The sequence below is a fragment of the Candidatus Paceibacterota bacterium genome (assembly GCA_040905715.1).
Classification (GTDB): domain Bacteria; phylum Patescibacteriota; class Minisyncoccia; order Phycocordibacterales; family CSBR16-193; genus JBBDHZ01.
The window spans coordinates 1-13,248 of sequence record JBBDRA010000001.1 but is presented as its reverse complement, the minus strand read 5'-3'; the positions used below and the strand labels follow the sequence as shown (position 1 = coordinate 13,248).

The 13,248-nt window shown below is 46.8% G+C and carries 13 protein-coding genes; 1 reads left to right on the top strand and 12 read right to left on the bottom strand.

Annotated features, from left to right (window positions below; genetic code table 11):
- Window positions 1-2,194: helix-turn-helix domain-containing protein (locus tag WD312_00065; protein ID MEX2563506.1), on the bottom strand; the 2,194-nt coding region annotated here is incomplete at its 3' end.
- 526 nt (window positions 2,195-2,720) lie between these two features.
- On the opposite strand from WD312_00065, the gene WD312_00060 reads away from it, so the two are divergent.
- Window positions 2,721-2,981: a hypothetical protein gene (locus WD312_00060; protein ID MEX2563505.1), complete on the top strand. Its 261-nt coding sequence runs from the start codon at window positions 2,721-2,723 to the stop codon at window positions 2,979-2,981.
- A gap of 16 nt (window positions 2,982-2,997) precedes the next feature.
- Here WD312_00060 and WD312_00055 read toward each other — a convergent pair whose 3' ends face one another.
- The 11 genes from WD312_00055 to WD312_00005 form a co-directional block, all read right to left on the bottom strand.
- Window positions 2,998-4,419: a F0F1 ATP synthase subunit beta gene (locus tag WD312_00055; GenBank protein MEX2563504.1), complete on the bottom strand. Its 1,422-nt coding sequence runs from the start codon at window positions 4,417-4,419 to the stop codon at window positions 2,998-3,000.
- Window positions 4,392-5,234, bottom strand: coding sequence for a F0F1 ATP synthase subunit gamma (locus tag WD312_00050; protein MEX2563503.1), 843 nt, complete (start codon window positions 5,232-5,234; stop codon window positions 4,392-4,394). Before WD312_00050 ends, WD312_00055 begins: the two co-directional genes overlap by 28 nt.
- Window positions 5,201-6,718: a hypothetical protein gene (locus WD312_00045; GenBank protein MEX2563502.1), complete on the bottom strand. Its 1,518-nt coding sequence runs from the start codon at window positions 6,716-6,718 to the stop codon at window positions 5,201-5,203. Before WD312_00045 ends, WD312_00050 begins: the two co-directional genes overlap by 34 nt.
- Window positions 6,719-6,762: 44 nt before the next feature.
- Window positions 6,763-7,314 carry a F0F1 ATP synthase subunit delta gene (locus tag WD312_00040; GenBank protein MEX2563501.1) on the bottom strand — a complete coding sequence of 184 codons (552 nt, stop codon included), beginning with the start codon at window positions 7,312-7,314 and terminating at the stop codon, window positions 6,763-6,765.
- A 4-nt stretch (window positions 7,315-7,318) separates the two neighbouring features.
- Window positions 7,319-8,119 (bottom strand): hypothetical protein, encoded by an 801-nt coding sequence (locus tag WD312_00035; GenBank protein MEX2563500.1) that lies wholly within the window; start codon window positions 8,117-8,119, stop codon window positions 7,319-7,321.
- A 120-nt stretch (window positions 8,120-8,239) separates the two neighbouring features.
- On the bottom strand, window positions 8,240-9,094 hold the full coding sequence (locus tag WD312_00030) for a hypothetical protein (GenBank protein MEX2563499.1): 855 nt from the start codon (window positions 9,092-9,094) through the stop codon (window positions 8,240-8,242).
- Window positions 9,095-9,815: 721 nt separating this feature from the next.
- On the bottom strand, window positions 9,816-10,862 hold the full coding sequence (locus tag WD312_00025; GenBank protein MEX2563498.1) for a 3-deoxy-7-phosphoheptulonate synthase: 1,047 nt from the start codon (window positions 10,860-10,862) through the stop codon (window positions 9,816-9,818).
- 251 nt (window positions 10,863-11,113) lie between these two features.
- Window positions 11,114-11,413, bottom strand: a complete 300-nt coding sequence (locus WD312_00020; GenBank protein MEX2563497.1) for a hypothetical protein — start codon at window positions 11,411-11,413, stop codon at window positions 11,114-11,116.
- 229 nt (window positions 11,414-11,642) lie between these two features.
- Window positions 11,643-11,903: a hypothetical protein gene (locus WD312_00015; GenBank protein MEX2563496.1), complete on the bottom strand. Its 261-nt coding sequence runs from the start codon at window positions 11,901-11,903 to the stop codon at window positions 11,643-11,645.
- Window positions 11,904-12,232: 329 nt separating this feature from the next.
- Window positions 12,233-12,601, bottom strand: a complete 369-nt coding sequence (locus WD312_00010) for a hypothetical protein (GenBank protein MEX2563495.1) — start codon at window positions 12,599-12,601, stop codon at window positions 12,233-12,235.
- Window positions 12,602-12,606: 5 nt separating this feature from the next.
- Window positions 12,607-13,095 carry a hypothetical protein gene (locus WD312_00005; protein ID MEX2563494.1) on the bottom strand — a complete coding sequence of 163 codons (489 nt, stop codon included), beginning with the start codon at window positions 13,093-13,095 and terminating at the stop codon, window positions 12,607-12,609.
- Between the last annotated feature and the right edge of the window lie 153 nt (window positions 13,096-13,248).

Here is a 13,248-nt window from a genome sequence, read left to right as displayed (position 1 = left end):
TGGCGGTGATAGTGCCGTTAACATCAAGTGCACTTGCTGGTGAGCTGGTGCCGATACCCAACCGGTTCGTCGAGCTGTCCCAGAAGAAGTTGTCCACATCTCCTCCGAAGCCACCGGCGTCATTGAACTGTACAGCGCCGTCGGTGGAGCCGGGAGTGGAGGTTGCCGCACCAGGATTAGCAACCCATGTGAAGCCTCCGGTTGCGTCATCGTACGAAAGAATCTGACCGTCAGTAGCCGGTGAAGTGGTGGAGAGGTCGACGCCGAGGATAGTGCCGTCTTCAATTTCGGTGGTATCGATCGAGTCTCCGAGAAGAGCAGCGAGAGTGTTGCCTGTCCATGAAAGTCCTGGACCAGCCGTTATGCGGGTACTTGGAACATCACGAAACGCCTCCCAAGCAGTTGTTGAAGCTGTTGTCGGAATCACGTAACCGCTCGAGAGTGCAAGATTCGTACCAGAAGCCTCTAGTCCAGCAGCGGTTACATTATCCAGATACCCAGCTATTGAGTGATCTCCCCAGCCATATGCCTCATTCCACCGTGTGGAATTACCTCCATTTGCCGTAATAACACCTCCAACCGCAAGAGAAGATGCCGGAGAAGTCGTAGCGATACCGAGTCGATTTTGAACATCATCCCAAAAGAAATTATCTGCATCTCCTCCAAAATCACCTCCGTCGTTAAACTGAACAGCTCCGTCGTTAGAACCGGGCGTTGAAGCCGAGCTTGAATTTTGAATCCACGAAAGCTCACCGTTACCATCTGTTGAAAGAATATAGCCATTATTTTGCGTGGTTGGCCATGTGTAGGTAAGACCATTAAACGTAGTGGTTCCAGTCACACCAAACGAACCTCCGACCGAAAGAGTTGACGAAGGTGAGGTAGTATCAATACCTAATCGCCCCCCTGTGAAAGTCGCGGTAAGACCTCCGCCGGTTAGAGAACCGAGACCTGAGATCGACGAAACATCAATACTGGAATCAAGAGAAAACGTAGTTCCACTAAGCACCAGATCGTCTCCGGCCGTATACGTGGTGTTCGAATCACTAAAGTCGGCGGAAATGATCGGTCGGCCATCCTCTGCCTCTTCGATCTCAATATTATCTCCAGCTCGAATCTCACGAACGATCTCTGTATTAAGCAATACTCCACCACCAAGATCAATATCAGTACCCTCAGTCGAGATTCCACCTAAAGCAGAAAGTTGTCCTGATACTGATGCGGTGTCCAGACTGGTCTGACCGGTGACCGTAAGACCGGCGTTCAAAGTTGCTTGGCCACCTGAAGTAAATGGGCCTTGTGACGTAACAGATCCTTGTCCAACAATAGGACCGCTGCTTGTGAGGTCGCCCGTTGTAACTGAACCTAGAACATCCAAGTTCTGAGTTCCGCGAATATTTGTGTTGTATACGATCGTTCCCTCACCGCGTGAAAGACGACGAAATGTATTCAGCGTTGACGTTGCATAGAGACGATCACGCTGATCTACAGGATTCTCAGCGGCAGTGCCGAACTGAGAAATCTGGGCGAGCTGGTCGCGAGCACCGCTAAAGATCGGCTCGAGTCCAAGTCGATCAAATGCAACTTGTGCAATAAACCCGACCGAGGAGACAGCGCTGTCGATCCTTGCCATTGCGTGCTGAACACCCTCAAGTCGTGCATGTGTTGAATGAAGCGACCGAGAAACGATAGCCACCGCCTCTTGGTGCTCATATCCTTTCCACCACTCTCTCACAGCCTGCCTTCCGACCAAGCCAGTACTAAGCGCGAGCATGATCGCACCGACAACTGTTGCGAGCATTACCGTTTTTGCGCCGCGTTTCTTTGTGCTACGACGAAACCGGCTTGACAACTCATCATCTTGAGAAACAGCTGCCGTACCAGATATCGACACCACAGCCGATGCTTTAGGTGGCTGCAGGGTGTCTTCCTCGGAAGAATTGGTTCCAACAACATTTTCTTGAGAATTTGGAATATTTGATGATTCCGGGGTATTTTTCTCGCGTGGGACCCCCATTAAAATACCTTCCTGATAGCGAAGCAGGTCTTTTTCCTGTATATACCACACTCTATCTACCTGCTTTGCTACTACCAGTCCACCACGACAGAGCTGACCGATATAATCAGTTGTGTAACCAGTGAGCTTGTGAGCCTCTCTGGTTGATAAGTATTTTTTACCGTCAAAATATGTCATGCGTGCAGTTCTCTCATAGACTCTTGAGGCCAGACTTTCAAACGAGATCCTATCGTGTTCGGCACCCTTCAAAAGTCGCTTATCTCGGCGGTATCTCGGTTCCCCCTCAAACCTCAAAACGTCCCCTTATTATAGCAGTTCATGCACAGTCCTAATAATCAAAATGTGTGGATAGCTTGCGCAATTTAAGCAAGAAACCAGAGTGCTTTTTAACACTATTTTATGACTCATGGTAAAACAGCCACAAAAAGTGAGATCTGCCAGATTTGAGGTAATAAATCCCTCATTTTTCTTATTTACATGCTTTTGCGCTCTGCAGATCCTTAATTGCGCCAGAGAAAGAAAAAACCACACAGTTAGTGGTCAGATGATGCTCATTAAGAATATTTAGGGATAAACAACCGTGGTAAACGCTATTTTGCTTAGTAGCGGTTCCCGACGCCCGTTGTTCGTTGATTCACCTCTCACAATTAACCTACTTTTTCTCGTTAGTCAGCATTAGGAAGTTCTGCTACACTTAGCACAAATGGTAGATGCTGTAAAAACACTCCATGTTCGCGTTGTAGGGCCGGATGAGATCCTATGGGAGGGCGATGCAACCGCCGTAAGCGCTCAAAATAGCGACGGCCCCTTTGATATTCTCCCGGGTCATGCTAACTATATCACTATCTGTATTGACTCAGATCTTACAGTCCATCTCCCGGATTCAACTCAAAAAGAATTTAAATTTAAGCGATTCGCTATCTTTACTCACCAAAACACGGTTTCTATTTATACCGAAATTTAGACTGTTTTTCCTTACACTATCTCTTCGGACCGGTGTGTTGCCCTTTAAGACCGGCGCCTCTAAGTGTTCCGATGTACAGCATTTCGTCAGCAGGAATATGATCATATTTGCCGTCAATAATGTCGGCCAAGTCACGGATAGCGTCTTTACGATCAACTTTTACCCCCTTTCGCCCTGTGTGGATCTCCGCTGAAAAGAACGGCTGGGTCATATAATTTAACAATCGAACTGAACGCTGGAAGTACTGACGGTTTTCTTTTGAAAGCTCCTCCTCACCAACAATAGAAACGATTCTCTCCAGACGAGAATAATGATTAAGAAACTCCATCGCGCGAGTTACTGTACTGTAGTGGTACTCACCGACGATATCTTTATCAGTGATCGAGGAATGTGATCGAAGCAGGTCAATTGCCGGCAAACGACCTTGCTGTGTTATATCGCGAGAAAGAAAAACGGCTGCGTTCAAGTGCGGAAGCGTTGTTGCTACCGCCGGGTTGGTCATATCGTCTGCTGGCACATACACGGTCTGAACCGAGGTCACCCACTTACCATTTCTCCCCCGCAACCGATTCTCGAAATCAGAAATATCACTTTGAAGTGTTGGTTGATACCCGAACTCCGATGGAATCTCCCCCAATAAGGTCGAGAGCTCGCTTCCTGCCTGCACAAATCGGAACATATTATCCACAAAAAATAGTACATTGTACCCTTCATCATCCCGAAAGTATTCAGCGAAAGCAGCCGCAGCCGCACCAATTCTGAATCGAATCGCGGCGTTTTCGTTAATGTTTCCCAGAATCATTGTGGTTTTATCCATGAGACCGCTCTCCTGAAGAGAATTCCACAGCTCATGCCCTTCTCTGATACGCTCACCGATCCCGGCAAAAATTGAAGCGGTTTTATCAAGTGAACCGATGTTGTGAAGCAGTTCTGTCAACAAAATAGTTTTTCCCACACCCGCACCCCCGATCAGGCCGAGTTTTCCACCTTTTGGTATTGGGGCAAAAATATCGATCGCCTTGATACCTGTTTCCAAAATCTCTGGTGCTTTCTTGTCGTCTTTATCATTGTCCAATGCTTCCGGAAGCTGATATATCGAACGCCTTTTTTCGGTATTGATCGGCTCTCCCCCGTCCTGAGGTTCACCATAAATGTTAACCACCCGACCAAGAACGTCGAGTGTTATCGGTATTGTTATGTCGTTTTCCGTAGCTTCAACTGCCATGCTACGAGAAACCAACTCCGGATCACATAGCAAAAGCGCTTTTAAGACCCTGTCATTCTCGTATGAATATACTTCTAAACGAATATCTTTGTTGTCTGTAGCGACAAGCAGCTCGCGCTGCCTCGGAAGATAGTCTGCGTTACATGACACTCGAACCGTTTGACCACGAACTTCAATAATATTTCCTACTTGTTTTCTTGAAGTTTCTGCCATTGTTTTAGTGCGACTACTGTTTCAAGCAACTCAACGTTCTCCGCATTTCGTTTGTTCTTCGTAATTTGCTTTGTTAGATCTCCGATCATATCCTCAGATGCCTCCTCAGCGGAATGCATCTTCATAAGTCGCGCAGACGATCGAGCAAGGTCGGTTTCAAGCAACACCCTTCTAAATAACATCAACTTAACGTGCGTCCTAAAAAAATCGTACAGCTTACTTAATTCAGGCTCAGTTATATATTCCTCATTCAACCCGGTCTTCCCGCCCCCTTCTTCATTCGGTCGAGCATTAATATCGAATGATTTAGGTTCTTGAAAAAACGGCGTCTTGTATGCAGGATAGTATATATCAACTTTATCATACTTACTCATTTGTTGTATCAACACCTGTATACCTTCAGTGTCCGGTATATCATCTTTAAACGACTGAAAATCACACCGATCAGCATATCCCGCCTGCTCAATATACTGTTTGCCGGTTTTTCCAATAATAAGACAGTCGTCGTACTGGTCAATATGTTTAATGAAGTATTCTACTACGTCACGGTTCAGCCCACCGTAAAAGTGCTGACTTGATGTTGCTACGATTCCCCATGACGCCTTCGGTGGCTTCTTTTCAGACCCTTGCTGCTGAACAATGCCACGAATCACTGCATAGAGATCTCGCACTTCTGTGTAGAAGGCGACGTTTTGGTGATATTTATTGCGCAGTTCAGCTGTGCGTGTAGCGGCAATATCACGCATCACACCGGACATGGCGTGAATCGTCCGAACACTTTCTAATTCTGCTTGGTTGTCTTGGATGTCTGCCATAATGATGTAACTGCGGAAATATTCTGCTCCATTAGCTCAAGAAACTCTTTAAATGGCATATCAGCAGTCGCTCCTTCGCGTGCCTCTTTGAAAACATCGTCCTCGCGAAGTATTTCCATGATATCCTCGCGATATACCCGCACATTTTGAGGTGACTTTTGGTCATCAGACATTGATGTGAGCGGCAGCGTACACAACATGATCTGCATTGTCTCGTCTAGAGGTCCTACCCATTTCTGGTTTAACAATATCTGTATCAGACTCCCTTGCGTTAGAACACGCTTTGTCCGCTCGCTCAACGTTGTCCCGAAGCGACTGTACTCCTGTTGCCGCGGATACTCTGACACAATACCCATCAACCGCGTCGACAACTCACGCGTAAGCGACGATTGAGTATGGTGACCGATACGAGTGATCGACTCAATAACAGCCACAGCAGGCAAGGCACCTTCTGCTTGCACGTCAGCAGAGAACATAAGGTGACCGTCGGTAGACGCCATCAAGTTCGTCGGGATCAGGTTTTGAGCACTTTCCCGGTTAAGCTCCATAACCGGGAAAAGTGTAATACTGCCTCCGCCGGCCGCTTTATTGAACCGACCGGCACGCTCCATAAGGTGAGCGTGTTGATAAAACATATCACCCGGATACGATTCCCGACCCGGCACTCGACCGGACAATAATGCAACCTCACGTAAATACTGAGCATGGATACCAAGGTCATTGAGTATAAGCAACACGTCTTTCCCTTGAGCAACAAAATGTTCAGCGAACAAAAACGCGGTCGAAGGAGCTACGGTAATGCTTGGCGCAGCGTCAGTAGACGGTGCGGAAATAATGATCGTGTGCGCAAGTGCTCCACTTGCTGTGAACTCACGAACAAGCTGCTCAGTAAAGCCGGCCGGCTTACCTACAACAGCGTAGATACAAACGATATCCTTTCCTTTTTGACTCGAAACAACTTCTCGAAGAAATTCATCCTTTCCGCTATCGATCGGACCGAAAATAAGTTCTCGCTGACCTTTACCAATAGGTACAAGAAGATCGATGGCACTAAAACCGGTATGGAGCTGCTCTTTAATAAAATCACGTTCATCGATATCACGGGCTCGAACATCGTGCGTAAACGACACCACACTCTCTTCATCAGTAACTGACGGAGCCTGTGAGGCATCAGTCTGCTGATGCGACACGAGGTTACCAAGACCGTCACATACACTACCAAAAAGATGACTCCCGATACGCACCTGGGCTTTTTCTTTTGCCACCCATAGCCTGTCTCCTACAGAAAAAGGAACCTTGTCGAGCATAAGCGCTTCGACTCGATTTTCCAGTATCGAACCAACGATCGCGCGACGACCGCTCTCGTCAACAAGAAGATCGTTTACCCGTACCGTCGGTAAACCTCGAATATACACAAGGTAATGTTTCACCTCCTCAACAAACCCCACTTCTTTGTGTCTCCTCTGTGCATGATCTTCAGTCATATATATTTTCACTAACCATCAGCCCACCCTTTTCAATGCTTTTCTTATTCGGCAACAGCCTGATCTCTCCCTATATTTTTCACCATCTCAGTGATCTCTGCATGATGTGATTCGGCTCGCTTCTGAAAAGAATAATCGTAATAATGACCCTGGAAACTAAAGGCACATCCACCGATCATTTTAGAAGAAATACGAACGTCAAGGATCACGTATCTTCCAAATTTTTCTCGGAACTGCTCTCCTATCGCATCCAGGGCTTCATCTGGAAGTTTATGAGGAAGATACAGATCGATAATAGGCAAATTCTCAATTAAACGAGAGAGGTTTTTGAACTGCTCACTCGGATCTTTGGTTGCTAGTGTGGTCCAAGCACTTTCTCCCCATTCGCATATCGCGGTAACGTCACGCTCTTTTTCTCCTTTTCTCTCTAAAAAAAGTTCTAGCTCATCGATCAGCGCCGAATTTTTGATGATACTTTCTTTATCATCTGTCTGTCTATATACAAAATACTCAACAAATTCTCGCGCTCTCGCCAGACGGCGGTTGAGATCAACGGTCGTATAGGTATTTGATAGAATCGTCTCAAGAACCGTCATATGATTATGAATCAGACTGACCTCCGGTGAATACCCCTTGCCGCCTTGCTTCTTCAAGCGCCTCTTGAACAAGTTCGGTGTGCTCATCCGTTGTCAACGTTCTCTGGAGCGTAAGCTGAGTTGTTTTCTCTACCAACGAACCTATTTCGTGATCGACCATATTCATCCTCTCACTTCGATACGCATCTATTGCTGAATTTGCTTTTGATAACTCTTCTGAAAGAACTGAACGAAGTTCTTTAATGTACCCTTCTTTAACACTGTCAAGCGAATCGCTAAGCGAATTTGTCTGCTCAACCAGGCTTGCGTCAACTTGATCCACCGCCTTCTCTATATACTTAGTAGCATGATCAACTGATGACGATATCTTTTCACGCAAATGCTCGACAACCGCGTCAGTTGCGTCAGTTGCTGTTTTACGATAATCCGTGATCGCATGCTGTGCTTCTTCAGCTGCTGCCTGAAGTTGCTGTGTATACTGCCGGTTAACATCCTCAGCACGCGACTGCTGATCAGTGAGATAAGCAGTCGCATTCTTTTCAGCGTCAGCCTGAATAGCGCGAGCTGACTCAGTGGCATCATCGACGATCTTCTGTGCGCGATCCTGCGCCTGAGAAATGATCGCATCGTATACCGGTGCCGACAACTTACGCATGTGTCGCTCGCTTCGAAATACAAGGAATGCAAGAACGAGGACCGCCACTATCAAAAATAATATCGCTCCTGTTGAGATATCGACGGACGAAAGGAAGCCTTCTCCCCCGGTAAAAGATTGAGCTAGAAAAGATCGAGCGTGACTGATCATACACAACTAGTATATCACACGAGTGTTTTGCCAGAACACATAAACATGGGGAAAGGTTCACATTAAGCAACCTTTTTCACAATGCTGTTTTTCCATACGTGCTGAATACTAAATTCCTCCCTATATGGGAATAAAGAGCACCAGAGCTCCAAGTCCAATTCCCGCAAAACTTATCAGAATAATGGCCGCCAGGTTCACGAAGACCATGCGCTGTATCGAGCCTTTCGCCATTGGATTTCTCCCGATAGACGAAATGCCAGCGGTAAGGTTGTCTCCAAAATATTGAAACGAGCTATAAATGGCCCCGACCGTAATAACGCCGGCAATGAGAATACGCACAACCTTTAGAAGATCATCACCATCAAATGACACGAGCCCGAACGCAGCGGTAGACTTCTCTTCCGAAGCTTGAGTCGGCCCTATATCGAGATCAACGAATACAGATCCGGCGGCAACCTCCATTTCACCTTCCGGACCTGCCTGGACCGTTGTTGTTGAGTTTGATCCGTCAAATCCTTCCAAAGCAATACCGAGTTGGTATTGATCATTCACTCCTGCTTTCCTTCCAAAACCCGGAACGTATGATGACGTTATGATGTCACCCGGTTCGATCTCGCCACCAGCCAACGTCACGTTCACTTCCGCTTGCCCACTTCGAAGAATAGGCACACCCCCTTCTTCATCGTCGAGCTGGTACACTATCGCATGATCTTCAACAATGACCCCGAATAGCTCTTGGGAATTTGGAACACGCGAAAAACGCAAGGTGTAGGTCCGGCGATCACGCGTAATGATATCTCCGGTCTGCACACTTTCTTCATTTACCGGATATACAACCGCTACATTTTGCCCGGAGTCTTGTGCAAACACAGGCAACACGGCAGGAAAAAGCACAACGGCGACAGCACAAGGAAAAATAACACCTCTGAGTAGAAATGCGCGAGAAAAAAAGAATTGGAAGATCAAATATCTCATTAGTTACGCCTGGAATTACGTCTTGTCAGATGGGTGCGCATACACTGGATGTATTATAACCCAAAAACGTGATACGAGGGTACGACAATCCAATAAAAGTGTGTACATCCGATATACACAATGTTTTAAGCATATCTCGGTTGCCTCTTGGTGATCTACTGTACCCCAAAAAACATCGCGATATGATCTGAAATGCAACTTCTCTATCCCGTATTTGTTTTATATTTTATACGGCTATCCCCTCTTGTGTTTTGTTAAAAACAAACTACTATAGATGGCAGAAACCACTTACAAGAAAGGGGGCCTAGATGCCAGAAACTCGCCCTGAGAATAGTTCCTACGCCCATGACTACGAGATCTGTGGGTGCAACAAACCCACTGACAGTACGTACCGCTCATGTTGCTTCACCTGCCCCAGATGCGGCAAGAAGATCGTGCTTTGGCGGATGTCTGCTCACCACGCACACTGCCCACCGCGACACCTTCAGCGGTAAAACTCTCACAACCAGTTCAACAAAACGCCTGCATGATCCATGGAGGCGTTTTTTCTGATCTAGTTCTACTCTCACGATCTGCACGAATAAAAAGTGATAGTGAACCCTCTCCGGTTATACATACCCACAACTTCTTTTTTGTAAACAAAATAAAAACCCGTGGACGCCGGGTCGACCTCTTTGAAAGAGATCTTGCCTTTGTCCACGGGTTGAAGAAATGACAACAGCTACTCGCCAAGCGCCTCATACGCCTGTTCGAGCATACCCGAAGCCTGCTCGATGGTTGCGCACGGGTCAGTGCGACTACCATGCTCCTGAGTACTCACTTCCAGCATAACGCCGAGCACCGGAGCGCCGGCAACACGCTGATTAACAGCAACCATAAGCGGTGCACTCTGTGTATCCGGACCGCCGGACTTGTTCTTGTGCGCACAGTCAACAACGATACGCTGAGGCAGATCTTTCTCTGCCAAATGCTTTGCGGCATCGGCAATTCCCTCCGGCGTTGCGTTCGAGCCATCGGTACCGCCCCGCAGGATAAGAAATGTGTCCGCATTTCCCGCTGTTTGGAAAAACGCGCGCACGCCGTCATCATCGATACTCCGAAACTCCTGTTCAGGCGTGCCGGCCGTCGTGATCGCCTGGATCGCCGGGACCAAGGAACCGCTTTCGCCGTTTTTGAACCCGATCGGCATCGAAACACCGCCGGCAAACCGGCGAATATTCGGACTGCTCACGGTTCGAGCACCGATCCAGGCAACCGTAACCAGATCATCGAGCATCTGTGCCGTATCGGTGTGCAGGTACTCCATTGCAAGCGGAACATTATTTTCCGCCAACACAAGACCGATCTCACGAGAAAGCCTGACACCTTCGTTCTCGTCCCTGCTGTCGTCAAAGTGCGGATCGAAGATCAGTCCTTCCCATCCGGTTGTAGAGCGAGGCTTCTCAACGCAGAAGCGAAGGACGAAAAACATCTTATTGCCGTATTGCTTCTGCATAGTTTGAACCCACTCGCCACAGGCTGTCATCTGCTCTTTGCTGTGTGCCGAGCAAGGACCACAGATAACGAGCATCCGCCGGTCTACACCGTTCAGGATGTCGATCACTGTCTGCTGAGACGCCGAAACGTTTGCCATCGCCTCCTGAGTCAGCGGCCACTGTTCGTGCGCCTGCCGCGGGGTCATCGGATTTCGCTTTGATACGATCCGCCGATTGCGCAGCTGGGTACGCTGCTTTGCATTCGCCAGTGTTGTCATTTGTTTTCTCCTCATTGAAAGGAACAATATCCTATACGCGATCATTTGCAACGGTGCAAATGAAAACAGACTCTGTCGCCAGAGCCTGTTTTTAATATCGAGTGTTAAGAGAGATTACTGCAATACCACAAACTGACCCTGGAGACGATACGTCCCAAAGAAAAAAGAATAAAAGAAAAACAGCTGTGATATTGAGGTTGTCATGTGAGAATTATAACGCTTTTATTTTTCAATGCAAATCCAATACAAAAAACCAGAAAAGAGCTTTAGTCTTGCCGTGAAGGAAGGGCTTCCAAGAACTCCGGAGGAAGCTCTTCGCGCTCTTCAGGCGTGAGATCTTCTATGTACGTTTGATCATCGCCTCCGGTTAGATTAAATGTATTATTTAAGATCAAGTATGAGGCGACCAGCGCAGCGATCGTTATACCTATCAGAGCGATGTTCGCCTGACGCTGCGTCTTAATAAATGACAGCTTCATCATCCAACGCACCAACACCGACCGTCTAGCTTTGTGCCGCCGGCCATCGAAAATACTTTTCTGCTCATCAAATTCAACTTGCTTCATGCTTTTATTATAATACGCATACTCAAAAAAGCGATGTGTATAAACGCTGCCTTCATGCAACTCGAGGCAGGGCTTTAATTTAATACAAAGTACCTCCTCCCCGGCCTCCGAAATAGGAGGGAGGGGCTCCGGGCGGGGCTTCCTGGGAAGTAAACGCAACCCCGCCATCAACCGATGGTGGGGTATTTTTATTTTGTTCTCTACACTTTGATTATTAGCTCTGCCTCTTTTACGAAACCGCCCCCGTAAGCTGCTGATGCTGCTTCGTTATATCCTCGAGTGATTTTTCGCTCTTGTGGGAAATAAAATCTTCAATATCAGAGACAAGTGTACGACAGTCCTCCGAAACCTCTTCCCGTTCATTAAACCGTTTGGCAACTATGTTACAAACACTTTCAGCTCCAAAGAACTTTCCTTCCCGTAGTAGATCAAGTACCGGTTGCAACTCCACGAGACAAGCTTTCGAAATGTTTTTGTAGGGCATGGACATAACGTTAGTTCGTAATATGACAATAAAAAATCGCTGAGGGATCAGCGATTCATAAACTATTGGATTGTAATGTCGCACCGGTGACGATGCTAGGTACAAAAATACCAACACCATCGCTCACAAAGATGCGAAGCTCAGTGTCACAATCAATTGACATTACGGTTGATTGACTCATTGCTATTTCTCATTTTTATCAAAAAAACCCTTATTTGTAAAGGGATAAAAGAGTATAATTCCGTGTACAAGCTGTGCACAATCGGTGGACAACCTGCTCAAACGTTACCTAGTATCGACACGTAAACGCTCTGCTGGTGCCTAAAATAAATTATTTAAAAAATACGTCCCGTCTTCTCAAATTCAAGGAACGCAAGTGCTGCCGCTGCTCCGGCAAGCGCAAGATCACGGAATAAAATATCGAGTAATGAGAAGTTCGTAAAGACGATCCCGAGCAACAACACTGATGCAATGGCCGAAGGGATAACAATACGTACACCTGATAACAACCAAACCGCAATAATCAGCTCAGCAATACCGAACACTTGAAGCAAAGCGAGTTTCGAGACAGGCAACAACTCCACCGCGTCAGGAAAATAAGATGCCCACGAAACCGGATCAAAGAAACCGGCAACTGCTGCATATCCGAACGCAAACGCAATGGCGCTACGGAGCAAAAAGTGACCAATGTATTGGTGATTCATGCTGCTTATTCAACAATTACCGTACCAAAGTGTGATGCGTTCGCGTGGTTATGGTAATTCCACTCCCCTGCTTTTTCAAAGGTAAACGTGTATTCATCGCTAGACTCACACTGATCAAATGCGTCACCTGACTCATTAGGACAATGCTCTTGAAGATTAGTACCGGAGTATCTCTCGTGTGTTGGGTGTTGCGCTGAAGCCACCCACATATCTGCATCTGACTCATTCATAAATCGAACAGTCTCACCTACTTCGATCACAACAGACGCGGGCTGAAACTCACTGCCCGTATACGTTACAAGCACCTCTCCCTCATCGGTGTTGTTCGTCGATTCATCCTCTTCATCCTCACTATCCTGCCCCACATCACTTGCTTCACTCGTACTATCTACCTCATCAACCTCGGTATTTTCATCAGGTTGACTTATAAAAAATATTCCCAAACCAATAAGGGCGATGATAATGATGATCGTGACAATGCCGTTTAGACTCATAGTAAATAGTGTGCTAACTACTAATTAATAGTGTTCGTAATTATACCATGCCTGAATGATTAAATGACCTAAATGGCTCACATTACTTGTGAGCCATTTAGGAGCTGTCTGTATATCAGTTCTATACATCAATTAAAAACGTCGTTACATCAT